15 protein-coding genes are annotated in these 25,277 nt (G+C 59.0%); 13 read left to right on the top strand and 2 right to left on the bottom strand.

Annotated elements, in window-relative coordinates:
• The first annotated feature begins 15 nt into the window (after positions 1 to 15).
• Genes DVJ77_RS11900 through DVJ77_RS11910 form a run of 3 tightly spaced genes read left to right on the top strand, consistent with a single transcriptional unit; the run spans position 16 to position 14,364 of the window.
• A complete protein-coding gene (locus DVJ77_RS11900) occupies positions 16 to 13,710 on the top strand; it encodes a putative Ig domain-containing protein (RefSeq protein WP_225427967.1) in 13,695 nt (4,564 codons plus the stop codon).
• A gap of 16 nt (positions 13,711 to 13,726) precedes the next feature.
• Positions 13,727 to 14,158: a hypothetical protein gene (locus DVJ77_RS11905; RefSeq protein ID WP_114845752.1), complete on the top strand. Its 432-nt coding sequence runs from the start codon at positions 13,727 to 13,729 to the stop codon at positions 14,156 to 14,158.
• On the top strand, positions 14,137 to 14,364 hold the full coding sequence (locus DVJ77_RS11910; protein ID WP_114845753.1) for a hypothetical protein: 228 nt from the start codon (positions 14,137 to 14,139) through the stop codon (positions 14,362 to 14,364). The genes DVJ77_RS11905 and DVJ77_RS11910 overlap by 22 nt, the downstream gene beginning before the upstream one ends.
• Positions 14,365 to 14,572: 208 nt before the next feature.
• On the opposite strand, the gene DVJ77_RS11915 is transcribed toward DVJ77_RS11910, so the two are convergent.
• The gene (locus DVJ77_RS11915) at positions 14,573 to 14,911 is read right to left on the bottom strand and encodes a hypothetical protein (protein ID WP_114845754.1); all 339 of its coding nucleotides are present in this window, start codon (positions 14,909 to 14,911) and stop codon (positions 14,573 to 14,575) included.
• A 378-nt stretch (positions 14,912 to 15,289) separates the two neighbouring features.
• Here DVJ77_RS11915 and DVJ77_RS11920 point away from each other — a divergent pair, with 378 nt between their 5' ends.
• Positions 15,290 to 15,940: a dihydrofolate reductase family protein gene (locus DVJ77_RS11920; RefSeq protein ID WP_114845755.1), complete on the top strand. Its 651-nt coding sequence runs from the start codon at positions 15,290 to 15,292 to the stop codon at positions 15,938 to 15,940.
• A 154-nt stretch (positions 15,941 to 16,094) separates the two neighbouring features.
• Here the strand turns inward: DVJ77_RS11920 and DVJ77_RS11925 are convergent, their stop codons facing one another.
• The gene (locus tag DVJ77_RS11925) at positions 16,095 to 16,490 is read right to left on the bottom strand and encodes a hypothetical protein (RefSeq protein ID WP_114845756.1); all 396 of its coding nucleotides are present in this window, start codon (positions 16,488 to 16,490) and stop codon (positions 16,095 to 16,097) included.
• Between the two features lie 757 nt (positions 16,491 to 17,247).
• Here DVJ77_RS11925 and DVJ77_RS11930 point away from each other — a divergent pair.
• Genes DVJ77_RS11930 through DVJ77_RS11970 form a run of 9 tightly spaced genes read left to right on the top strand, consistent with a single transcriptional unit; the run spans position 17,248 to position 25,271 of the window.
• Complete coding sequence (locus DVJ77_RS11930) at positions 17,248 to 17,511, top strand: flagellar biosynthetic protein FliQ (RefSeq protein ID WP_114845757.1); 264 nt, start codon at positions 17,248 to 17,250, stop codon at positions 17,509 to 17,511.
• Positions 17,512 to 17,517: 6 nt separating this feature from the next.
• The gene (locus DVJ77_RS11935) at positions 17,518 to 18,282 is read left to right on the top strand and encodes a flagellar biosynthetic protein FliR (protein ID WP_162791467.1); all 765 of its coding nucleotides are present in this window, start codon (positions 17,518 to 17,520) and stop codon (positions 18,280 to 18,282) included.
• Positions 18,282 to 19,358, top strand: coding sequence for an EscU/YscU/HrcU family type III secretion system export apparatus switch protein (locus DVJ77_RS11940; protein WP_114846087.1), 1,077 nt, complete (start codon positions 18,282 to 18,284; stop codon positions 19,356 to 19,358). Before DVJ77_RS11935 ends, DVJ77_RS11940 begins: the two co-directional genes overlap by 1 nt.
• The gene (locus DVJ77_RS11945; protein WP_225427968.1) at positions 19,355 to 21,409 is read left to right on the top strand and encodes a flagellar biosynthesis protein FlhA; all 2,055 of its coding nucleotides are present in this window, start codon (positions 19,355 to 19,357) and stop codon (positions 21,407 to 21,409) included. The genes DVJ77_RS11940 and DVJ77_RS11945 overlap by 4 nt, the downstream gene beginning before the upstream one ends.
• 7 nt (positions 21,410 to 21,416) lie before the next feature.
• Positions 21,417 to 22,091, top strand: coding sequence for a flagellar hook-basal body protein (locus tag DVJ77_RS11950; protein ID WP_114845760.1), 675 nt, complete (start codon positions 21,417 to 21,419; stop codon positions 22,089 to 22,091).
• Between the two features lie 10 nt (positions 22,092 to 22,101).
• Complete coding sequence (locus DVJ77_RS11955) at positions 22,102 to 22,869, top strand: flagellar hook-basal body protein (RefSeq protein ID WP_114845761.1); 768 nt, start codon at positions 22,102 to 22,104, stop codon at positions 22,867 to 22,869.
• Between the two features lie 26 nt (positions 22,870 to 22,895).
• Complete coding sequence (locus tag DVJ77_RS11960) at positions 22,896 to 23,579, top strand: flagella basal body P-ring formation protein FlgA (protein WP_162791468.1); 684 nt, start codon at positions 22,896 to 22,898, stop codon at positions 23,577 to 23,579.
• Positions 23,569 to 24,159, top strand: coding sequence for a flagellar basal body L-ring protein FlgH (locus DVJ77_RS11965; protein WP_225427969.1), 591 nt, complete (start codon positions 23,569 to 23,571; stop codon positions 24,157 to 24,159). The genes DVJ77_RS11960 and DVJ77_RS11965 overlap by 11 nt, the downstream gene beginning before the upstream one ends.
• Positions 24,156 to 25,271: a flagellar basal body P-ring protein FlgI gene (locus tag DVJ77_RS11970; protein ID WP_114845764.1), complete on the top strand. Its 1,116-nt coding sequence runs from the start codon at positions 24,156 to 24,158 to the stop codon at positions 25,269 to 25,271. Before DVJ77_RS11965 ends, DVJ77_RS11970 begins: the two co-directional genes overlap by 4 nt.
• Positions 25,272 to 25,277 lie beyond the last annotated feature (6 nt).

Consider the following 25,277-nt stretch of genomic DNA (forward strand, 5'->3'; position numbering starts at 1 on the left):
GATGGTGCCGGGCGCGTGGTCGCCAGCATCGATGCGCAAGGCGACGTGACGACGACGAGTTACGACGGCGTCGGCAACGCGATCGCCACCCGTGCCTACGCGACGGCACTGACGCTGAGCCAGTGGACGGCGTTGGGTAGTAGTCCGACCTGGGCCGCCTTGCAGGCCGACCTCAGTGTCAGCGCCAATGATCGCCTGACGCAGACGTTCTACGACGCGGACAACCGCGCCGTGGCCACCGTCGATGCGGCGGGCTATGTCACCGTCACCACCTACGATGCCGCCGGCGATGCCGTGAAAACCACGGCCTACGCGACCGCACTGACCGGCGCCCAGCAGACGGCCTTGAGAAATACACCGGCGCTGAGCACGCTGCAGGCGGATCTGAGCAGCACCGCGCAGGACCAGACCACGCGCAGCTACTACAACAGCCGTGGGCAAGTCATTTTGCAGATCGATGCCGCTGGTTATGTCACTACGAAGACATATCGTGAGATAGGAATGCAACCGGTTAGTCCGGCGAAGCAGGTGCTTTCCACACATTACACGCAGGCGCTAACCTACGCCCAGCTTGCTGCGCTCACTGGATTGGAGGCGGCGACCTCAATCGTTAGCATGGTGTCCGCAGGAACAAGCATGATCTCGCTGGACAATTGGGATGCTGACGGACGTTTGCTGCGCACGTACGATATTGGGTACGTCACCATAACTAGCTACACCTACGATAGCGTAGGGCATCTGTTGACAACGACGGCACAGCCTAGACTCGGTGGAGGTGCGGCACGTACCAGCGCCAGTGCCTACGACGCCTTCGGTGATGTCGTCAGTACGCTCGACGGCGTCGGCGCCGCTAACCTGACAAGTGGTATGACTGCAGCGCAGCAAGCGGCCGTGTTCAGCCAATACGGCACGACAAACACCTACAACGCGCTGGGCCAACGAATCACCAGCACCGACCCTCTCGGCAACACGACCTACGCGTACTACGACGCCAGCGGACGGTTGGCGTATACCGTGCAGGGCCAACCTGGCGGTAGCATGCTCAATGCCGTCGGCAATGTGACGGCCTATACCTACAACGCCTTCGGCCAGGTCGCGACCAGCCGAAGCTTCAGCAGCCCGTTGACGTTGACGACCAGCGGCAGCAGCAGCGGCACCACACTCAACGTGACCACTGCGACGACGGCGCAACTGACGACGACCGCGGCGTCGCTGGCCAACCCAGCGACAGACAGCTCAACCAGCTACACGTACACATTGAACGGTCAGGTCGCAAGCGCCGTGGATGGGTTGGGCTATCAGACGGCCTATCAGTACGACGCGTTCGGCGATCTTCTCCAGAAGCAACAGCAGTTGAGTGCGCCGGGCAGTGCACTCAGTGCCGCCAACAGCACGATCACCAGTGATAGCTATGACCTGCGTGGCGAGCGTATCGGCGAGATCGATGCGTTCGGTACCGGCGTGGCACACACTAAGTCGAGCACCTTCGATGCCTTCGGCCGCGTTGCCCAGACGATTGATAGCAGCAGCAATACCGCTGTCGGCTATGGCTACGACACCTTGGGTCGTCAGATCAGCGTCATGCAGTCGGTGCTGGGCGTGGTGCGTACTACGTTTGCCACCTACGATGCCTTCGGTCATGTGCTTACGCAAACCGACGCCGTGGGTAACGTCACCAGTTATCAGTATGACCTTGCCAATAATAAGACCACGGTCATCACGCCCGACGGCATGCAAATCATCACGGTGACCGACGTCTTCGGTGACACACTCACGGTTACCGACGGAGCCAATAACACCACCACCTACACCTACGATGCCGATGGCCATCTGACCCAAACCCAGGACGCTCTGGGCAATCTCAGCAAGAATCAATATGACCTTGACGGTCACTTGACGCAGAGTACCGATGCCACCGGTCATGTGATCACTTACAGTTACGATGCCAGCGGCCACGTGCTGACGAGAACCGTCGACCCGACGGGCCTCAATCTCAAGACAAGCTATACCTACGACGGCGAAGGCCGCACCCTCAGCGTGACCAACCCGAGTGGGATGGTGACCACCTACAGTTACGACGCCGATGGCAACGTGCTGACCCAGGTGCAAGATGCGGGCAGCGGCAAGCTCAATCTCACCACCACCTACACGTATGACGGCGCTGGCAAGACGCTTATCGTCAATGCGGGTGTCGGCACTGCGGCAGCAGCCACAACACAGTACGTGTACGACAACCTGGAGCGTCTATCGCAGCAGATCGTCGATCCGGGTGCAGGGCGGTTAAACCTTACGACCAGCTATACCTACGATGCCAACAACAATCTGGTGACTAAGACAGATGCCGGTGGCAACGTCACCAGTTATGTGTACGGCCATGCCAACGAGCGCACCTTCACCATCGATCCGAGCGGGGCGGTAACGCAAACTGTTTACGATGCCGATGGGCGCGTCACGCAGACACATAGCTACGCCACACTGTTGACCGCCAGCCAGCTCGCAGCACTAGGCCATGCACCAACCCTGGCTGCCTTGCAGCCGTACCTGACCGTAAGCAGTAGCGATCGCATCACCTATACGCTTTACGACGCGAATGGTCATGTCGCCGCAACCATCGACGCATCCGGTTACGTCATCACCACTATTTACGACAGTGCTGGTCGTGCGGCGAAGACCACGGCATACGCCACGGCGCTGACAACGGCACAGATGAGCGCACTCGGCACTACACCGACCCTGCTCGCGGTGCAGGCGGACCTGGTCACCAGTGCGCAGGATCAAACCACACGCAATTACTACGATGCCGACAACCGTGTCGTAGCGCGTATCGACGCTGACGGTTATCTGACTGTCAACAGCTACAACCAGGCCACGGACACCACGACAGCGACACGCTATGCGACCGCGTTGACCGTGACTCAGCTCGGTGCATTGACCGGCACCGAAAACGTTGTCGCCCTGGTAAGCCTGCTTGGTGCTAACACCACCAGCCAGCAAAGCAGCGTGACCTACAACGCTCTTGGTCAAGTTGCGACGAGTACGGCGGTGGACGGCACAGTAACCACCTATACCTATAACGGTGTCGGCCAGTTGCTCAACAGTACCGTCACCCCGGTCGCCGGGCAGGGTGTCGCACGCACCATCAGCGCGACCTACGATGCGCTAGGCGACGCGTTGACTCACACGGACGCCGCCGAGGCCGTAACCAGCTATGCGTATAACGCACTCGGCCAGCGTGCCAAATCCACGGACGCGCTCGGCAACAGCACCTGGTACTACTACGACGCTGCCGGGCGTCTTGCGTATTCGATACAAGGGCAGCCTTCCAGCCCCACCAGCTCTCTCAATACGGTAGGCAACGTCACGGCGTATGCCTATAACGCAGCCGGGCAGTTGATTAGCACGCGTCAATATGCGAGCCAGTTGTCCCTCACGACGACTGCCACAAGCACCGGTACGACATTGAATGTCGCGACGGCGACGCTGGCACAAGTGACTGCAGGGGTTGCGTCCCTGGCTACATCCGGCAACGACGCCAATGCGGTCACGGTCACGACTTATACCGCCGGCGGCCAGGTCGCCACGGTTACCGATGGCAATGGCTACCAGACGGCGTACCAGTACGATGCCTTCGGCGATCTGGTGCAAACGCAGCGGCAACTGAGCCAGCCGGGCAGTGCGCTGAGTGCGGCCAACAGCACGTCCTCGCAATATATCTACGACGTACGCGGTGAGCGGATCAGGGCTACCGATGGCTTCGGTGGCAGCGTGGCGCGCAGCACCTCAAACATCTATGACGCCTTCGGCCGGATAACCAGCAGTATCGACGGTAACGGCAATGCGATGGCCTACACCTACGACAATCTGGGTCGGCAGGTCACTAGCAGCCAGGTCGTCCAGGGCATCGGCCGTACCACGCAACGCAGCTACGACGCCTTCGGCAATGTACTCACCCAGACCGATGCCCTGGGAAATATCACGCAGTACCAGTACAACGCAGCCACTCACACCGCTACCGTCACCATGCCCGGCAACGTGACGATGACCACGGTGAAAGATGCCTTTGGCGATACGGTGAGCGTGACCGATGGCATGGGTAATGCGACTGCCTATACCTACGATGCCGACGGTCGCCTGACCCAAACCCATGATGCCCTCGGCAACATCAGCAAGAATCAATATGACCTCGATGGTCACTTGACCCAGAGCACCGATGCCACCGGTCATGTGGTGACTTACAGCTACGACGCCAGTGGCCGCGTGCTGACCCATACGGTCGATCCAGGCCAGCTCAATCTCATCACCACCTACGCCTACGATGGCGAAGGGCGGCAGCTTAGCGTGACCGATCCGATGGGCTCGGTCAGTACGTATACCTACGACGCCGACGGCCATGTCTTGACCCAAGTGCAAGATGCCGGCACTGGCAAGCTTAACCTCACCACCATCTACACCTATGACGGTGCCGGCAAGGCGCTTACCGTCACGATCGGTGCCGGCACCAGTGCGGCGCGCAGCACGCAGTATGTCTACGATGCCCTCGAACGGTTGAGCCAGCAGATCGTCGATCCAGCCGGCCTGCACCTCACGACCAGCTACACCTACGACAGCAACAACAACCTTATCAGCGTCACTGACGCTAACGGCAACGCGACGCGTAGCGTCTATAACGAGGCCAACGAGTTGGCCTTTACTGTGGCCGGTGATGGCGGCGTTACGCAGTACTGGCATGACGCCGACGGTCGGCGCACCCAGAGCATGGGTTATGCCACTGCCTTGACCGGTACCCAACTGACTGCATTAGGCAGCTCGCCGACGATCGCACAAATGGCGGCGCTGGTAACGGCCACGTCCAGCGATGCGTTTCAGCAAAAAGCCTATGACCCGGAAGGTCGGGTGATCTATGAGCTGGATGGGGGCGCGGGTCTTCATGTCACGCAATGGACGTACGATGCGAACGGTCGCGTGTTGGCAACAACGCGTTACCAAAATCTACTGAGTAGTGCGCCTGCCGGCGGCACATCGCCTACAGTGGCTTCCATTGCCGCGCTAGTCACCCCGTCGGCCGGTGATGAAACCACGCTTACCACGTATGACGCTGATGGCCGCATGCGTTTCAGCGTACAAGTCACCACGGTCAACGGTCAGCCGGCCGGCGTGGTCAGTGAGCAACGCTACGATGCCGCCGGGCGCCTGATCGCCAGCCTTCAGTACGGCACGACGATTGCGCTCAGCAGTAGTCAGTCGCTGACGTCACAAGTGAGTACCAGTGGTCTGGCGCAGACACTCGCCAGTGCCGCCAATCACACCACGTCTTCGATATACGACAATGCCGGTCGCCTGCGTTACACCATCGATACCACCAATCACGTTATCGAGACGCAGTACGACGCCGATGGGCGGGTACTGCAGCAGTCGGCCTACGCAAATGCCATCACGTTGCCGGGCACGTTGACAGTGGCCGCAGTCGGCGCGGCGGTGACCGCCGCCGGCGTCAGTGGCGCGCGCGTAAACACAACCACCTATGACGCGGCCGGTCGTGTGCTGACCACCGGCGATGCATTGGGCACCCGCGCCACCTTTGCCTACGACGCCACCGGCCTGCAATTGGGTCATGCCGATCGCGACGGCAACTGGACGTGGATGCTCTACGACAAGGCTGGCCGCAAGACGCTGGATCAATCGCCTGCGGTCACGGTGGGTAGCTATGATCCTGTCACCTGGGTGTTTCAGACGGCAGCCAACCAGTATCTGTACACCACCTACGCCTACGACGGTGTGGGCAATGTGCTTGCCACCAATAAAGGGGTCGGCCCTGACTCGGCGCACGTCACCACGCTAAGCACCACCACCTATGCCTACGATGCCCTGGGTCATCAGACTCAGGCGACCTATCCGGGCGGCGCTACCGCGCACGTAACCTACGATGCGCAGGGCCGAGTAGTAATGAGCCAGGACGGCAATGGCCATTATCAGTACAAGGCCTACGCCAGCATGGGCTGGGAGGCCTACAGCATTGATGCCGACGGTTATGTCACGGCCACTGGCCGCGATAGCATCGGCAATGTAACCGCGGTAACGCGTTACGCCACGGCGTTGAACACGGCGGCGATAAGCGGCTGGCATGCCGGGCAGCCATTGACGGTTGCGCAAATTCAACTGGGGCTGGTGACCTCGGCCAGTGATCGCACCACCACCACTACTTACGATCAGCGCAACCAGAAAACGCAGGTACAGCAGTCAGCCATTGCCTATGTGCTCTCGATGGGGCCGCTCAGCGGTGCCGCTATGGCGGCAACGCAGCCCACGACCACTTATACCTATGATGCCTACGGCAATGTCACCAGTACCGCGACGTTGCTCCAAGGTGCCAATGCGACCGGTGACAGTAACGCCACACCGGCGATCTGGGCCACGACCTACACTTATTACGATGCGCTCAATCGTGCGGTGATGACGGTAACGCCCACCGGCGCGTATACCAGCCCGCAGGGTTACGTCACCACCACCGCCTATAACGCCTTTGGCAATGTCACCTCGATCACGCAGTACGCCACAGCCATCGCCACCAGTGGCGTGACGACCGCCGCCGCACCGGCGCTACCGCCGGCGGGCACCGTAGTCACGGGTTACGACCGCGTCACCAGCTATGGCTACGATGCGATCGGGCGCAAAACCAGCGAGACCGATACCGGCGAATACAGCTACGTCAACGGCACGCCCGCCATCGCGGCAGGCAGCTCACTCACCACCTGGGCTTACGACGGCGAAAATCGTCTCACCACTGCCACGGTCAATGGTGCGACGGTCAGTACGACATACGACGCGCTCGGCCGCGTCATGTCCGTGACCGAGCCGACGCGCCAGGCCTTGGTGAGCAACTGGGCGTTGTTGCTGACGCAGAACCCATCATGGGATCTGACCACCGGCGCGCTCTATACCAATGTCGCTCCAGTAACCAGCTACGCCTACGATGCCCTGGGCGATGTGCTGAGCACCAAGGTTTCAGCAGGTAGTTCGTCGGTGCAGACCTGGTCGTTCTATGACGTACAGGGGCGCCAGATCAAACAGCTCGATGGCAATGGCAATCAAAGCACCATCAGCTATGACAACAACGGCAACATCGCCAGCAAGGGCTTCACGCTAACCACTAACGGCAATGACATCGCCGTTACCACAACCTATACCTACGATGCCGACAACCAGCGGCTGACCACCGCTGTACAGCGCGGCGGACAGAGCGGTTACGACAGCTATACCCAGGTGCAATACAACGCCTTTGGCGAGGTCACCGGGCGTGGCGACAATAACGGCATCGCGGCGCATTACAGCTACGACAACGCCGGTAATTTGATCGGCTCACCGGATGCCAGAACCGGTGCCGCCCATTCGTATGGTTTTGACCTCGCGCACCATCTACTGACCGATAACAGTACGGTCACCGGCGGTAGTGCAAGCACTTGGACCCATAACTGGGTAGACCTGTCCGGCAAGGTCGTGCAGCAGCGTACCCCCAGCGACAGCGCGAGCAGCGGCGTCAACACCAGCTTGCTTACCGCGCGTAGCTACGACCGCTGGGGCAACCTGCTTATCCTCACGGATGCCGCCGGCAACACCACGCAATACCACTACGACAGCCGCAATCAGTTGATAGGGCAGGTCGAGCCCAATGTGCTGGTTGTTTCCGCGACCGGTACGCGCACATGGGCAACACCTGCCAAAGCCTGGTACTACAACGTCAGCGGTCAGTTGATCGGTACCACCGACGAGAACGGCAACTCGTCATGGAACACCTATGACGGTGCCGGTCACCTCACCGTAGCGCAAGACAATGTCGGCGCCCGTACCTACACCGCCTATGACGCGCTGGGGCGTGCCGTTGCGCAACAGATGCCGCCGGCCAGCACCAATACCGGCGCTGCGGCGCACATCGTCGTCACCGGCTACGACAACCTCGATCAGGTCACTACTCAGAACGATCTCGTACTTAACAGCACCGGTACGGCATACATTTCTGGAGGTTCAGATAACTATCTGCTCAACAGCAACGGCGACCGCATCCAGGTAACCGATAAGCTCGGCAACACCACGTTCTACAGTTACGACAGCCAGCATCGGGTACTGCGAAGCGCTACGCCGCTGCAGCAAGCCAATAGCCAGGCGCAGACCTATGCCTACGATGCCAACGGCAACCGGATAAGCCAAACCGATGCCGATGGTTTCCAGCAAAGCTGGGTCTATGACTATTTTGGTCGGGTGCAAAGCCATATCGATGAAAGCGGCGCGACCTACACCTACACCTATGACGCCAGCTCAGGCAGGTTGACCCAGAAGACCAGCAACTGGGCGGCGAGCGGCCCCAGCGCATCGGTAACCTCCACGCAGAATTTCCAGTACATGGCCGATGGCCAATTGGCGCAACTGAGCGAAACCGTGGGTGGGGTCAGCTCAACGTTCACCTACCAGTACGATGCCAACGGCAACCAGACCCTGCAGACGGCCAATACACAAGACGGTGCCGGTCAGGCCGTGGCGACGCAGACGGTGGTGACCTATGACAGCCACAACCGTCTGCAGGAAGTCACCGTAGAGAATGCCGCCGGCACAGTGGCCTCTATGCGCACCGTGTACAACTACGATGCCAATGGCAATCGCCGGGCCGTATTGGCACAAAGCGCCTATGGCGCCAGCGGCGCCGCGGCGCCGATCTCGTTGTCGACAAGCGCGCCGGTGGTGGGTGCCGCACTGGCTGCGCAGACGGTGCAGCCTTTGCGGTCTCTAAATTACAGCGTTCCCGCGGGAAGTTTTACCGACCCGTTGGGTATGGGCTTGACCTACACGCTCAGTGGTGCGGTGCCTAGCTGGTTGAGTTTCAATGCCACGACGTTGGCATTTACCGGAACGCCGCCAAGCGCCGCGGCAAGTTACACGTTCACGGTAACTGCCACTGACGCACTTGGTCGCAGTGTCAGCAGTGCTCTGACAGTTACCGTGCCAACCGTAGCTCCTCCGGCGGTAGCCACGTCGCTGGCGGCGCAGACCGTGCAACCCGGCGCGGCAGTGAGCTACACCATCCCTGCCGGCAGCTTTACCGATCCGCTCGGTCTGGGGCTGAGCTACACCGCGACCCTTGCCGGTGGGGCGTTGCCCAGTTGGCTGAGCTTCAACGCCAGCACACAGACATTTACCGGAACACCACCCGTGTCTGCCCAAAGCTATGGCATTACGGTGACAGCGACGGATGCGCTCGGTCGCACTGTCAGCAGTGCGCTCACGATCAGCGTGCCGCTCGTCGCTCCGGTGTTTAACGGCGTGCCAGCAAACCAGTCCGTCGTATGCACGAATGCACTGAGCTTTACCGTGCCGGGAGCGACCGACCCCAATGGCTTGCCCGTTACTTACAACGCGGCCTATTACAACGGCTCTGTGTGGACAAGTTTGCCGTCCTGGCTCGCATTCAATGCCAGTACGCTAACGTTTAGCGGTACTCCGCCGATCGCCAGTGTTGGCAATTACACCTTGGCGGTTGGGGCGCAAAGTCCCGGAAGCCCCTCAACCGGCATCTCGTTCACGCTTTCCGTCGCACTGCCTACAGCTCCGGTATTTAGCAGCGCCGCATCAAATCAGTCCGCAACCTACAACACCGCTATGAGTTTTTCGGTGCCGGGCGCAACCAACGCGAACGGGTTCCCCATCACCTACTCGGCCTCCTATTACAACGGCTCGACGTGGACAAGCTTGCCATCATGGCTGGCCTTTAATGCCAATACGCTAACTTTTAGTGGCACCCCGCCGGCCAGTAGCGTTGGTACTTTGACGCTGGCTGTTGGGGCAACGGATACCGGAACCAGCGTCTCATCCGCTATCTCATTCACCCTCACTGTGGCTGCCCTTCCACCGGTTTATAACGGCGGGATACCCGCTAACATTGCCTTTGCTGCGGGCGATACGACCACCTGGACCATCCCGGCGAATACCTTCAGCAATCCGATGGGGCGCCCACTGACCTATCAGCTAAACGGGTTTTTTCCGCCTGGAACCAGCATCGACGCCTCCGGCACGATAACCAGCTCGCCACCCGCAGCGATGGCGAAGCAGCGCTTCGCCGGCCACATTTTCGCGACCGACCCGGTCGATGGCCAGAGCGTCATCGTGGCCTTTACTCTTGTTGTCAGCCCGTACATCGGCGCGATGGTCGCGCGGCCGATGGTGGCCGCTGCCGCCGCACCAGCTCCCGCCCCCAACGTACAGGCCGACTGGTTTACCTACGATGCCGATAACCGGGTGATCGTGAACAACGGTAGCCTGGTGAACGGCGTTATCGGTATCACCAATGCCATCGGCTCGGCCCAGAATGGCTACGACGCGGCGGGCAATGTCACCGTGTACACCGTGGTCAATGCCGCTGGTGTCAGCAGCAGTCAGCAAAATGTCTACGATGCGCGCAACGAGCTGGTTCGCGTGCAGGCGCCCAGCAGCATCAACGGCACCATGGGCTTATCCGAGACACGCAGTTACGACGCCGATGGCCACCTGGTCAGCGATGTCGTTTACAACGCGTCGGGGCATGTCGGAACCGGCACGTACAATGGCTTGCCCATCAGCTTCAGCGATGCGGGCTGGGTGGCCAGCGATACGGTTTACACCTACAACGTCGACGGCCAACTGACCGATCAAAGCCAATACGTAGAAGACTCGGCGCAAGACCTGATCACTAAATACGGTACGGCCGTAGCGACCAGTACCTATGCCAGCCAAGCCGGAACCGCGCCAGGCACTCTGCCGACTGTAGGCAGCAATACCAATGGCGTGCTGTTGCTCAACACCGAAGCGAGTTATGCGCCGGTAACGTCGGGGCTAGGCTACGACGCCGACGGCAACTTGCTCGGGTATCGCTCCATCGTCAGCGGCAATTTCGGCCGCACGGCCTATACCAATAGCTACCAGACAGCCTATATCCGGCAAAACGGCGCGTTGTCGGCAAGCACCAGCGCCACCAGCACCAACGCGACCTTCGTGCCGGCGACCGACACCAGCACCTATAACGCCCTGGGTGAGCTGGTCCAGGTCAACGGCAACACCAACGGCGCGGCGGTGGTGCGTGCGATGGCCTATGACCCGAACGGGGAGATTCTGCAGCAAAGCACGACCAGTGGCGGCAGCACACAGAGCAGCGTCTACGCCTACGCCGGCGGTCATGCGTTAGGTAACGCCGATCAACACGGCAACATCAATATTCAAGACACCTCCAGCGGTTTCAGCAACAGCAACCTGGGCACGCAACACTACGTGGTGCAGGCCGGCGACACCCTGCAATCCATTGCGCAAATCGTCTACGGCAATAGCAACTACGGCTACATCCTCGCACAGGTCAATGGCCTGCAGAGCAGCAGCGATTTGTTGCCCGGCACCCGGCTGACGATCTCGCAGGTAACCACCAGCAACAACAACGCGACGACGTTCAAGCCATACAACCCAGGCGAGGTGATTGGATCGACGACACCCACGCTGGCGCCAGCCTCGACATCAAAAGCAGCGGCGCAATTTAACGCCGTGAGTCAGTTGCTGACCTCAGCGATCGAGGCCGTGCTTCATGGCAAGGCATCCGCACAGACGGGCGGAAACGGCGCCCAGGTGAAGCCGCAGGCGTTCCAGGGCGGGCATATGCGGATGATGATGGAGATGCAGCAGGGTGATGGTGGTGGTGGCGGCATTGATGATGGCGGCGGTGATGGTGGGTTTGGTGGTGGCGGCGATGGCGGCGGCGGTGGTGGCGGTGTCGATAACAACGGCGGTGACGGTTCGAATGGGGGTGGTGACAACCCGGATCCGTCGTCTTCGCCTGGGCAGAGTTCGGATCCGGCGCCGGCCCCGGCCCCAGAGCCAGCTCCAGCGCCAGCGCCAGCGCCAGCGCCACCGGTTGATTTGCCACCGATCGAAGTCCCGGCCCCAGAGCCGATCATCATAGAGCCGCCCTCGATAGAGCTTCCCCCCATAGAGCTGCCTTCGATAGAGCCGGTTACGATCGTGGCGCCGACTCCAGTCCAGCTACCGCCTATACCGAATGACCTGCCGTCGCAGCAGCCGGTCATCGTTACCGCGACGGCACCTCCTTTGCCTGAAATAACGATTGTTCCGTCCGATGGAATTCCCAATAAACTCGTGATTGGTCCAAATACGATCGTTGGCCAACTGACGGGGGGGCGCTCTAGCAATTCCTCCGGCGGAATCGCTGGCAGTTCCTGGAACCCCATCTACACTGGGCTTTCCGACGGCAACATCTACCAGGATTATGGAAACCTGGAGTCGAATGGTGGGGGTGGGAGTGCGGGAGCGACACCTGCGACGACACCTACAGCAACGCCTACAACAACACCCGCAACGGCATCCACACCGACACCGACAAACAGCACCAATACATCGTCGACACTGACCAGCACGAGTAGCAGCCCATCGCAACCGACCAACAACCCGCCGGCGAATAACGGTTGGGAAAACGCGGGTGCGAACAACGGCGACAATGTCCTGCTAAGCGGGCCATTAGCGGGGGAGTGGAATAGCTTTTCGTCACCGACCTATGATTCGTCCACGATGACAGCGGCTGCCGCGCTAAGTGACCCGAACAACAGCAACCTTTCCGCGGTAAATCTTGATGCGGTGTCGGTGACTCCCGATGCGCTTGAGCAAGGGTGGTTACAAAGCGAGGATACGAAGGCGTTGGGTTATGGCTCGGATAATTGGGGTAGTAAGGTGGCCTCTATGTTCGACGATAACAGGCCTGTCAGTCAGTCCAATCTGCCGGCAAAAGAGGGTATTGCTGCTTGGGGGCCAGGTGTAGGGCCAACGGATCAGTTTGGACGTCCTTTTGTTGGTAAGGGTATTGTTAAGTTAGGTACAGCCTTAAGCAACGTTGCCGACTCAGACGGCTCTGCATGGAAAAAGCTGGGTCAGTACGCAACCTTAATGGTAGGTAGTCCACCAAATATTGAGGAGCTGTGGGCCGCTAATCCATATCTTACGAGCAAGGAACCGCAATGGCTGCAAGACCACGACACCCGCATAGCAAGCCCTATCGGAACCATCGCGGAGCTCGTATCTACGTATGTACTTCATGCAAGCGATCAGACGAATCGTAATGTCTTGTATTCCGGAGCTTTGGTTGATCAAGGCATGCAGGCCATTGGCGGGATGCGCGAAGCACAGCAGAATATTCAGAACCTGTCTTCGGTACAGGTGTCGTCCTATCGGACGTGGGGAAGTGTCTCCTCTCCTTATGAGGTATATGCTGCGGGTAATGTTCCAGTCAGTGTAGAGGCTGGGAGTTCGACATCACTTCCTGAGACGGTATTCCGAGGTGAGCGATCCTCTGTTACCCCGGACGACGTTTTTGCAAATGGCATCTCGTCTAAGGGGAGCAATCTTGATCTGCTTGCGCACACTTCGGCAAATCAAGGGGACTCTGGATTCGTTGCTACTTCTCCGCAATTCAATATCGCTCAAGAATTTGCTGGTCGAAACGGTTATATCTATGACATCTTCCCGAAAGGCGGTGTTGATGTTAATGCGACCCTCGGTGCCTCTTCTCCGTTTCCTGAGCAATTTGAGATTGCTATGCCCGGAGGGATAAGTCCGGGCAACATTAGAGGTGCGTATCCATTGCGCCAGGGACAGTTAACCGGCGAATATATTGAAAATCCATCGTTTGGAAAGTAAGTGTGTGAAAAGCTCAATGGACGATCATTCGGATGCAATAGTTTGTGAGATTCCTATCTTGACCGTGGAGGGTCAATGGATGGCAGTCTTATGGCGCTGGGATGAGGCACCTGAAAATCAGGATGAGGTCAAGCTGCGCCTTGAGTTCAACGAAAGGGTGCTGGAGGCAATAGCGGGGAATGGCTATTTCCGTGCACTCTGCGAGCTTCGCATCAAGCTTGAAGTCGATGGATTGCTACTGGCGTGCTACGGTGCAAGTGAGAATGTCTATCCGTCACCAATGATCGAGTCAATGGGGTGTGGCGAAAGGGCTTATCGCCTGACTTTAGGAAAGCCCGCGCTAAGACAGGACTTGGTTTCTATTTTCGATTTTGGAAGTGATGTGGTTCCGGTGACGGTCAAGGATCAACAGAGGTTTTATGAGCTATGGTTGAAAAGTCTTCGATAAAGCACACCCCGTCACCAGGAGCTATTGCAGAAGCGAAGAGAACCCCTGGTGGATGGGTGTATGAGGTGCGTGGGAATTACGGGCCAAATGACTATGTGCCACCGCACGCTGTTGTTGGTGCTTGGAAGGTGGGTGATGCGGGAGAAATTGTTGGGGATTTTATTCCCAATCCCAACTTCAAAGAACCCAACATTGAAGTTGATTAGTTCCACGCACGGGAATTTACGAAGTATGAGGACCAGTAAGTGGCCGTCCATTTGGGGTGTCTCATGTCACGCAAACCTCGCTTGCGAAGTAATACGCAACGACATGGCCCGCGGATAGTTGGGGTTTGCTTGCGCTCCCCCCAACGACGGTTGAGCGACGAACTCATGCAAACGAAGCCCGCCTAGGCGGGCTTCGTGCTTTATCGGCTTAGCTCTTTTGTTTCTCTTGCTTAGTCAGCAAATGCCCAGCCACCGCTTCCGCCCGTTCCGTCAAAAAATGCAGGGCCATAAACAAGCCTTCGGTGGTCATCGGAGTGAAGGGCATCTCTTCGGGCTCTTGGTATTGATTGGTGTCGCGTAGCTCGCGAAACGATTCACTGGTGGCAAGGATGCGCACCAGGGTAAGCACGCCTGTAAGCATGCCGGTGAGGGTGGCGAGGGATTCCTCGTGAGGGCCGACCAAGGTGCCTTCGGTCAAAAAATAGCGACTTAGCGGGTTAAATTCAGCAGACGGGTGCTGCTCTACCGTACTATCCGTCTTAGCCATGACGACTCCTGTCTAGTTGTTGTGGTTAGCGGGTCAAGGGTGCTCGATACACTCTTGGCTCGCGCTTCTTACTTCTGCTGCTGTCGCTATCGGTGCGCTGATCGAATCAAGCCCGATAGCGACAGCCCGAGTCTGCCACGGGTTTGCACCAAAAGTCTGTAGGCCTCGCACGCCAATGTGCGTAGGTTGGGCTGAACAACGTGATGCCCAACGTTGAGGATCGCTGCGGCTCTTGGTGCGGGACTTCACCTCGGTGGGCCGCACCGCAGTATGCTTCGGGCGTCAAACAAACGCGCCATACTCTGCCTGCTTCCGCATCTCGATCACTGCACCATCGCCTATCGGCTCGTTAATTCCGACTCAGCAGCGAGAAAAGTCATGTCGAAAATCCGCGTGCAAAGCTTCGCCATGTCCACCGACGGTTTTAGTGCCGGGCCGGATCAGAGCCTGGAGAATCCACTTGGCGTTGGTGGTCTTGAGCTTATGGAGTGGTTCTTCCATACCCGCATGTGGCGGACGATGCACGGCCATGATGACGGGGAAACAGGCGTCGACAACGGTATCGCCGAGCAAGGCTTCTCAGGAATCGGTGCATGGATTCTTGGGCGCAATATGTTTGGGCCGGTGCGTGGCCCTTGGCCGGATGACAGTTGGAAGGGCTGGTGGGGCGACGAGCCGCCCTACCACACGCCCGTCTTCGTACTGACCAACCACCCGCGTGCACCGCTCACCATGGCGGGAGGTACGGAGTTTCGTTTTGTCACGGGCGGTATTCACGCTGCGCTGGAGCAAGCAATCGCCGCGGCCAACGGTGGTGACGTACGTATCGGCGGTGGCGTCGCCACGATTCGGCAGTATCTGCAAGCCGCATTGATCGACGAGCTACACCTTGCCGTTCGGCCTATCTTGCTGGGCGCTGGCGAGCATCTTTTTCACGGCCTGGATATGCGTGCGTTGGGTTATGAATGTACGAAATACATTGCCGGGGAGCGTGCCATGCATGTGTATTTGGGCAAGCGTAAAACATAAGCTGCCAGACTGATTGTCTGACGCTTGGTGAAGGCATCGGCTATGTCAGTGCTTCTGGTGGGGGTATGGGGTTGAAGTGTTTTATGTCATGCCAACCTTGCTTGCGAAGTTATACCTAGCGACATGGCTTGCGACGTTGGGGTTCGCTTTTAGCTCACTTCTTTTGCAGCCCAGCCACCAACTCGGCAAATCGCTGCTGAAATCCGGGATCGGCATCGAAGGCTTTGCCTATAGCTGTCACCATCAGTAGAAATTGTGAGTCTTGGCGGAAGTCGCTGCCGAACTCCCACAGCAGAATTTCGCGTAGTACGGGCTCGCGTGCATGAGTCAGCGACTGGGTATCGGCTACATCGACGTCGGCTATCAAGCTGCGCAGGCGTTGACGTAGTTCGCTGACTTTATCTGTGGCAGAGGGGGGCGCCTGATGGCGCGGTGATGAACCGGCGTCGGCCACTTGATTGTTTTGTCCAGGCCCTTTGGCTCGATCGCGTGCAAGCGCCCGCATGGTCTCGATCAACGAAGACGATGGCGTAATGCGATCGGTGGGCATGGATCTGTTCCTCGGATAATTCTTTGCGCGGCTCGAAGTTTAGCGTGATCCAATTCACTCATGGCTGATGTCTGGCGAGTGGTTGAACCCAGTCATTGGCTGATGTCGCGCGTGTTGTCGCTGGCATCGGATCGGAGTCTCTTGGTATGTCCAATAACCGCTTTATGGGCGTCAGGGTTTATCAATCGATGTCTTTGTGGGCGTAAAAAATTACGCCTTAAACTCGAAATAACTGTGAAGTAAGTCTATGAAAGCCAATAAATTTTCGTAATAACTTGCTGTTGAAGATTTTGTTGACAGTCCCTTCACAGGCCCCCTAGTCTCTCGCCGTTGCGGCTCAGGTCGGAGGGTATGACCTGCTGAATAGCGCGGGGGCGCTGTTGTGAAGGGCTGAGGTTGGGGTAGGGCGTGCGGCTGGATTTGCCGTACGTAAATGGACTTTCAGTGTTTAACGTTCGCAATGGTGGGTGGGGTTATCCCATCCAGGCTTCGGGTTATATCCGCGATCCGCAGCGAAAGTTTAGGGGCGTGGCATGAGTCGCGTCTCTGGGCTTGGCGTTTTGGCTAAGGGCCATATCGACCATGTCTTGATCTGTCTGCATCAAGTTCTCTCGAACTTGGGTGTACCCCTCTCCGACAAATGCTTGCGAAGCGCCGCGCATGTCGATGTGCGCTGATTTTGTGCCTGCCGTGGCTGTGATGGCGCCGCCGATGTTGCCCGCGCACGCTGTTTTGCGCCTGCAAGAGAGAGCCGTCGATGGACAGTGACACCGCCATGCACCTGCTTTCGGAAACACTGCTTACGGCAGCAAAAGTGTGTGCGCCGATTCTGCTGACGACGCTGGTTGTCGGCGTGATGATTTCCATCTTGCAGGTGGTCACGCAGATTCAAGAGATGACGCTGACCTTTATCCCCAAGCTGGTCGTGGTGGTGGCGATGTTTCTGGTGACCGGCGCCTGGATGATGGCGGTGGTGGTCGAGTTTTCCAAACGGCTCTTCGGCTTGATTGCGGGGATGTAGGGACGCGTGAAAATTTTGGACATGGAAGTCAGTGTGTTTCTGCTTGCAATGGCGCGTTTTACGCCATTGCTGATGGTGCCTGCTTTCACCCCCTTTGCCTGGGTACCTTCGTCGGTGCGGGTCGTGGTGCTGTTGGCGCTGACGCTGATGGCGGTGGGCGCGGGCATCACGCCCACGATGCAGCTTGGCCTGGATGAGCCGCTGCCGTTTGTCATGTCGCTATTGAGCGAAAGCCTGCTGGGTCTGTCGCTCAGCCTGGCCGTTGTGCTGCCTGCGGCGGCCTTGGGTTTCTCTGCCCGCATCGTGGATATGCAGTCGGGTGTGGCTGCCGCGAGTTTGCTCAACCCCTCCACGCATACCGTCGAATCGCTGGCCGGTACGGTGGTGCAGTGGGCCGGCATGATGGTGTTCTTCACTCTGGGTTTGCATGTGGTGCTGCTGCAGGGCTTGGTGGCTTCGATTGAGATCGTGCCCTTGGGCGAAGGCGGTTGGCTGCTATCGCCGGGGATCTTCATGAGTATGCTTTCGTCGCAGTTTTTGCTGGGCCTGATGGTGGTGGCGCCGGTGATCCTCGGGCTATTCGCGATTGATCTGGCGATGGCCTATGCGAGCCGCTCGATGCCGCAGGCGAATATCTATTTTGTGTCGCTACCGTTGAAGGTGCTGGCGAGCTTTACCTTGCTTGCTGTGTCGCTGCGCTTTGCGCCATTGATGATTGAGCGGCTTTACCGCAATGCCTTTTCGTCGTTGTCAGTGTTGGGAGGGCATTGATGATGGCTGAGAATGGTCAAGACAAAACCGAGCAGCCCACATCGTTTCGCTTGCAAGAGGCGCGCGACAAAGGGCAGGTGCCGCGCAGTACGGAACTGAGCGGCGTGATGGTGACGGTTATTTTCAGCATCGCGCTGATGGCCTGCGGTTACACCCTGGCCGCGGCGTGGGCGCGTGCGTTTCGCCGTACCTTGCTGATGGCCGGTAATGCGCCGACGCCATCGGCGGGGTTGGTCCACTGGCTGCAAGGTACGTTTCAGCCAACGTGGCAGGCACTGGTACCGGTGGTGCTGGCGATGGTGGTCGCGGCCGTGGTCGCCAACATCGTGCAGACGGGTCCAACCTTCAGCACGACTCCGCTCAAGCCGGATTTCTCTCGACTTAACCCTGCGCAGGGTTTTACGCGGGTTTTTTCCCGCCGCATGTTGTGGGATCTCTTGAAGCTCAGTTTCAAGGTGGCGGTACTGGGTGCGATGGCCTGGGCGGCGGCATCGAGCATCGAGCATCGGGTGCAGGCGGCGGCAGCCTCGGCGCCATCGAGCATGGGGTTGTTGCTGCGTTCTATCTATGTGCAGGTAACGGTATGGGTATTGACGCTGTTGGTGGCGGTGGCGCTGCTTGATCTGATTTTTTCGCGCCGCGAATACATTCGCAAACTGCGCATGAGCCGCAGTGACATCAAAGACGAGGGCAAGCGGCGCGAGGGCGATCCCGATATTCGGCACAAGCGCAAGCGCTTGATGGCCGAGTTGCTCAAGCATGCACGTTCAGTGCGCAAGGTACCCGACGCGGACATCGTGTTGACCAACCCGACCCACCTGGCTATTGCGTTGCAGTATCGGCCCAACACCATGCGTTCGCCGATTGTCTTGTCGAAGGGGGCCGATGCCGTCGCCGCGCAGATGCGTTCGGCGGCTGCGCGGGCCGGCGTGCCTTGCCTGCGCTCACCGGAGCTGGCCCGCGCCTTGTTTCGTGAATGCCGCGTCGATCAAACCGTGCCCGCGCATTTGTATACCCAACTTGCACCGATCTATCGCTGGCTCATGAAGCGGCCCGGCACCAGGATTTTCTCGTGAACACGTTGTTTGGACAGCTTTGGAGCGGCAAGCGCGATATTGCGCTGGTAGTCGGAATGATCGGCATCCTGGTCATTCTATTCACGCCCATTCCGCCGTCGCTGCTGGATTTTCTGCTGGTACTCAATTTCACCGGCGCACTGCTGGTACTGCTGATTACGTTTTTCACAGATACGCCGCTGAGCTTCTCGACGTTTCCCTCGCTGTTGTTGATTACCACGCTTTTTCGGCTTGCGCTGAATATCTCCGCGACGCGGCTGATTCTGGACAGCGGTAATGCTGGGCGCGTCATCAACGCGATCGGCGCTTACGTCGTGGGTGGCAACTACGTGATCGGCCTGGTGGTCTTTCTCATTCTGGTGGTCGTGCAGTATGTGGTGGTGACCAGTGGTGCGCAGCGCGTGGCCGAAGTGGCCGCGCGTTTCACGCTCGACAGCATGCCTGGCAAGCAGATGAGCATCGACGCCGACATGAACATGGGGTTGATCGATCAGGAGGAGGCCAAGCGGCGTCGCGGACAGGTCGAGAAAGAAGCCAGTTTCTACGGCGCGATGGATGGTGCGACCAAGTTCGTCAAAGGCGATGCTATTGCCGGCATTCTGATTATCTTGATCGATATCGTCGGCGGTCTGGCGGTTGGCATGGTGCAGCGTGGCTTGCCCTGGGCCGAGGCGGCGCATCGCTACACGCTATTGACCGTGGGCGACGGTATCGTTACGCAGATTCCGTCGCTGGTGATTGCGGTGGCCACGGGCATCATCATTACCCGCGCCGCCTCGGATGCGCAGCTTGGTACCGAGATTTCGCGGCAGGTGCTTTCGAATTCGCGAACGCTATTGATTGTCGCCCTGTCACTGGCGGGTTTGCTGTTGCTGCCGGGGCTGCCGGCGTGGCCGGTCTTGCTGGTGTTGCTGGGCGTGGCGGCGCTGATTTTCTTTGCCACGCGAAGTGGCGCCATGAAACTGGCCGAGCCGGAAAAGGCAGTGTCGCCGGAGACCAGGCGCGGCGATGAGGATTTGTACAAGCTACTCGCCGTCGAGGCGATCGAGATTCATCTAGGTAACGCGATTGCCAGCGCCTATAAGGCTCGCGGCCTGGATTTGGGCGAGCGCATTGCCACGTTTCGCAAGCAGTACGCGTTGGAAGGCGGCTTTGTTCTGCCCAAGGTCAAACTGATCCAGGATGCGCCGCTGGCCGAGGACGCGTACGAGTTGCACGTGCAAGGCTCCAAAGTGGGTCGAGGCGAGCTTTATTTCGATGCTTTACTGGCGATCAACCCCGGCGGCAAACGGCCGAAGCTTGAAGGCCGCGAAACGCGTGACCCGGCTTATGGCCTGCCGGCGCAGTGGATCGGCCTGGATCAACGCCAATATGCACGAGGCGCTGGTTACACGCTGGTTGATCCTGAAACCGTATTGATTACCCACCTTGGCGAAGTGGTGAAGCGCCATGCGCCCGAGTTGCTCACCCGTGCGGAAACCGAGCGTCTGGTCGCCCGTGTCCGCGAGCAGCAGGCATCGCTGGTCGATGAGCTGGTGCCCGGCGTGATGTCGTACACCGATATTCAAAAGGTATTGCAGCAGTTGTTGCGCGAGCACGTCAGCATTCGCAATACCGAAACCATTCTTGAAGTACTGGTGGATGCGGGCAAGACGTTGAAACAGACCGACGATCTGGTAGAGCGCGTCCGCGAGCGCCTGGGGCCAAGCATTTGCCAGCGGGTGAGTAATGCACAGGGTGAGCTTCACGTCTTGACGCTTGCGCCGGATTTGGAGCGGTCCATCGTATCTGCGGTGCGCCAGCGCGATGGTGCGGGCAGCTTGATGGGCGACCTGGGTCAACTGGAGGCGTTGCTGGGCGGCCTGGCCAAGCAGTCCGAAGCGATGATGTCGCGCAACCACCTTCCTGTATTGCTGTGCCCGAGCCTTGTTCGCCGTCACCTGCGTGGCTTGATTCAACGCAGCCTTCCGCACATCACTGTGCTTGGTATCAACGAAGTGCCTTCATCCGTGGTGGTGAAGGCTTTCGGCACTGTCGTCGCTGCCGCTTGAGGAGATTATGAATAACGTTATTTCCAGCATCGCGAGTTATCTGAGCCGCGACGTCGATGCGCTCGATGTGATCGGCCAGAACGTCGCCAATATGCGCACGACGGGTTATCGCACCGAGCGTCTGAAAGCGGATTTCAAGGCAGAGACCATGGGGTCGCACGCCTTGAGTCTTGCCGATGGCAATCTCGACACCACTGGCCGGCCCTTGGATCTGGCCATCCAAGGGCCGGGATTTTTCGTTGTCGATGTCGGCGGGCGGGAGATGCTTACTCGCGACGGACAATTCCACCTCAATGCGGATAAGCAACTGGTCGATGCCTCGGGGCATAGCGTGCTGGGACAGTCCGGCCCGATCACCCTTGACCATCCCTCGGTGCATATCAATGCCGCCGGCGAGATTGTCGATGGCGACAAGCAAGTGGATGCGCTGCGCATTGTCGCCATTGGCTCACCCGATGGGCTTAGTGAAGCCGGCGGCGGGCTCTATACCTATAACGGTGCTCCGGCAGATTGGATGGGACAAATTCATCAGGGGGCGCTGGAGCGGTCCAATGTGGATGCCAGTACCGAAATGGTGCGTTTGATGGAGGTCACCCGCCATGCGCAATCGGTTCAACGTGCCATTCACGCTTACGACACGGCCATGCAATCGGGCATTAGCCATCTTGGCGACAACACTTGAGGAGCGGGACATGATTGATGCGCTTTATATCGCTACATCTGGCCTGAAGAGCCAGCAGACGCAAATCGATGCGCTGTCGAACAATATCTCCAATATGCAGACGCCCGGTTTCAAGAGCCGTCGGGTGGCCTTCGGCGATATCGCGACGATTTCGCCTGCCCAGGTGGCGGCGGGCTTGAGCCCTGAAAGCTCGGGTGCAGGGTCGGAGATTCTGTCGACCAGCGCGGTGTTTTCGCAGGGCCAGATGATCCAGACCAATAACACCTGGGATATCGGCATTCAGGGCGAAGGGTTTCTGGAAATAGCCGATGCCAACAGCAATCGTCTGTATACCCGCGCCGGTCAGTTGCACGTCGATAGCGAGGGCTATCTGAGCACTGCAGAGGGAAATCGGTTGGCGCAGAACATTCAGATTCCACCTGATGCAAGCCACGTCCAGATCAATCAAAGCGGACAAATCTACGCGACCGTGGGCAGCAGCACGGCACGAACGCTGCTTGGCGCCATTGAGCTGAGCACGTTCCCTTCGCCCGATGGATTGCAGTCGGTAGGCGGCAATAATTTTGTCCCTACCCAGGCGTCCGGCGATGCCAGCGTGGGCAAGCCCAACGAAAATGGAGTGGGCACGATTCTCCAGGGGTCTCTTGAAGGATCCAATGTGGACATGGTGTCGGAAATGTCCGCGCTGGTGATTGCACAACGCGCCTATCAGCTCAACGCGCGCGTACTGCAAGCCTCCGATCAAATTCTCGACACTATCAATAATCTGCGCCAGTGATGATGTTTCGGGCACTGATCGCATCCATGTTTGTCGTGCTGCCGTTGCAGGCGGCGGCCGGGTCTACGCAGCAGCAAATCGCTGCGGTGCGTATGGTCGAGGCTGCGCGGGCGCAGATCGCCGAGCGATTGGGCGCAGATGGCAGTGCCGCTGATGTGACGGTGATCGGGGTGCCCGAGGATGTGGCTGTTCCCATGGGTGCGGTGACCTTGAGCGCTCATGCCCTGACGGGGCATTGGCCGCGCGCGCGCGCAGGTGTGTCGGTGGATGTCCGTGTCGATGGTCGCGTAGTACGTACGACGACGGTCTGGTTCGCCTTGAGTGTGCATCGCGCGGTGCTTGCTTATCAGAACGACCTGCCGATCGGTGCGTCTGGGGCATCCATCAAGCTTGTTTCTCGCGACGAAGATATTGCGGCCATCCAGGGTGACGTCATTGGCTCCGAACAGGAGATCGACGGCCTGCGCCTGCGCCATCCCATGGTGGCCGGTTCAGTAGCCATGCGTGCGGATTTTGAGCGTATTCCCGAGGTGGACCGGCGGCAACGGGTCATGGTGATGGCGAGCTATGGAGCGGTGCATTTGCAGACGAAGGGCACGGCCAGTGGCATGGGGTACACCGGTGATGTTGTACCGGTACTCGTCGATGGTGCCGAGGCACCGGTGCGTGCGCGCATTACGGATAAGGGAGTAGTGGAAGTTGTCCAGTAAACATTGGTTAGTCGCGTGCCTGGTCTGCTTTATCGGACCAACGGCCGCTCATGCCCAGACAGCGCCGGGTTCGATGGTTAACCCTGACAGCTATCGAGGGCTTGCCGCCGATCGTCGCGCTCATCTGGTGGGCGACACGTTGACGGTGGTGGTTACCGAGACGGCGCAGGCCTCGGCCAGTGCCAATACCGATGCGAGTAGTGGCGTGCAGCTTGGCGCCAATACACAGACCTATCGGGCGAGCCACAACTACGGTGTCGGCTTGTCGGGCAGCGATGCAGGCCAGGGCAGGACGTCGCGCGTCGGCATGCTTCAAGCGCAACTGACCGTGCGTGTGGTGGATCTGGAGGGCGATGGGATGCTGCGCATTCGCGGTGAACAGACCGTGGTAGTCAATGGTGAGAAGCAACAGTTCGCTCTGACCGGGTTGGTGCGCGCAGAAGATATTTCGGCGACCAATGTGATTGTGTCCAATCGCATCAGTGAGGCCAAGATCGAATTCACGGGGCAGGGTGATGTGTCTGAGTCTCAGCGGCGCAGCATTCTCTATCGCATCACACGCTGGTTGCATCTCATATGAAGCGTACTCAGTCTATTTTCTGGCTTGCCTTGCTGTGCTGTTCGATGGCCTGGGCCGATGGCGCCAGCGTGCGACTCAAGGAGATCGCGCGCGTCGAAGGGGTGCGTGATAACGCCCTCACCGGCTACGGTCTGGTCATCGGCTTGGCCGGCACGGGCGACACCGGCAAGAATCATCTGACCGTGCAGTCGGTGGCCAATACGCTGAGCCGTTTCGGGGTCAACATCAGCCCCGAGGATTTAAACAGCCGCAACGTGGCCGCGGTATTGGTAACAGCCACGTTGCCGGCCTTTGCCGAATCGGGGGAGAAGCTCGACGTGGCAGTATCGTCACTCGGCGATGCACGTAGTCTCTCCGGTGGTGTCCTGGTGCTGACGCCACTGGATGGCGCCGACGGCAAGCTGTATGCGTTGGCTCAAGGGCCGTTGTCGGTAGGCGGCTACGACGTGCGCGCGTTTGGCAGCGCCGAGCAAAAAAATCATCCGACGGTGGGTCGGGTGCCGGGCGGTGCATCGGTGGAGCGTCAAGCGCCGATGGGTTTGGGTAATGACAGTCGCACACTCAACGTGTTGCTCTATCAACCGGACTTTACGACCGCCGAACGGGTTGCCGAATCGCTGCGACGCCATGCCGGTGTATCTGCCATGGCCGAGCATGCGGGCAAGATCCGGGTGACTTTCGATGCGCCGCCGGCCGATATGATTCGGGCCATTTCGTTGATTGAAAACGTGCCGGTCACCCCGGACGAAGTGGCGCGCGTGGTGGTCAACGAACGCACGGGAACGGTGGTGTCGGGCGGTGATGTGCGGCTTGGCAGCGTGACCATTTCGCAGGGGGATCTACGCGTCAGCGTACAAACCGACTATCTGGTTTCGCAGCCGGGCGGTGTAATCATCAATCCGTCGCGCAACATCGCTACTACGGTAGTTCCGCAAACCAATATCAATGTGCGGGAGCCCGAAGCCCGCCTCGTCAATATGCCCAACGGCGCTACTGTGGCCGACCTGGTCGGCGCACTTCGTAACATTCACCTATCCACACGCGATGTCATCACCATTTTGCAGTCGATCAAGACGGCCGGTGCTCTGCGTGGCGAATTGATTATTCAATGAGGTCTT

Origin of the sequence: Dyella tabacisoli (assembly GCF_003350925.1) — a bacterium.
Lineage (GTDB): Bacteria > Pseudomonadota > Gammaproteobacteria > Xanthomonadales > Rhodanobacteraceae > Dyella_C > Dyella_C tabacisoli.

Coding starts and splice junctions, on each gene's coding strand:
- DVJ77_RS11960 (WP_162791468.1), top strand. CDS start 22,896: ATGTTTGTCGTGCTGCCGTTGCAGGCGGCGGCCGGGTCTACGCAGCAG.
- DVJ77_RS11970 (WP_114845764.1), top strand. CDS start 24,156: ATGAAGCGTACTCAGTCTATTTTCTGGCTTGCCTTGCTGTGCTGTTCG.
- DVJ77_RS11920 (WP_114845755.1), top strand. CDS start 15,290: ATGTCGAAAATCCGCGTGCAAAGCTTCGCCATGTCCACCGACGGTTTT.
- DVJ77_RS11940 (WP_114846087.1), top strand. CDS start 18,282: ATGATGGCTGAGAATGGTCAAGACAAAACCGAGCAGCCCACATCGTTT.
- DVJ77_RS11955 (WP_114845761.1), top strand. CDS start 22,102: ATGATTGATGCGCTTTATATCGCTACATCTGGCCTGAAGAGCCAGCAG.
- DVJ77_RS11915 (WP_114845754.1), bottom strand. CDS start 14,911: ATGGCTAAGACGGATAGTACGGTAGAGCAGCACCCGTCTGCTGAATTT.
- DVJ77_RS11930 (WP_114845757.1), top strand. CDS start 17,248: ATGGACAGTGACACCGCCATGCACCTGCTTTCGGAAACACTGCTTACG.
- DVJ77_RS11910 (WP_114845753.1), top strand. CDS start 14,137: ATGGTTGAAAAGTCTTCGATAAAGCACACCCCGTCACCAGGAGCTATT.
- DVJ77_RS11905 (WP_114845752.1), top strand. CDS start 13,727: ATGGACGATCATTCGGATGCAATAGTTTGTGAGATTCCTATCTTGACC.
- DVJ77_RS11950 (WP_114845760.1), top strand. CDS start 21,417: ATGAATAACGTTATTTCCAGCATCGCGAGTTATCTGAGCCGCGACGTC.
- DVJ77_RS11925 (WP_114845756.1), bottom strand. CDS start 16,490: ATGCCCACCGATCGCATTACGCCATCGTCTTCGTTGATCGAGACCATG.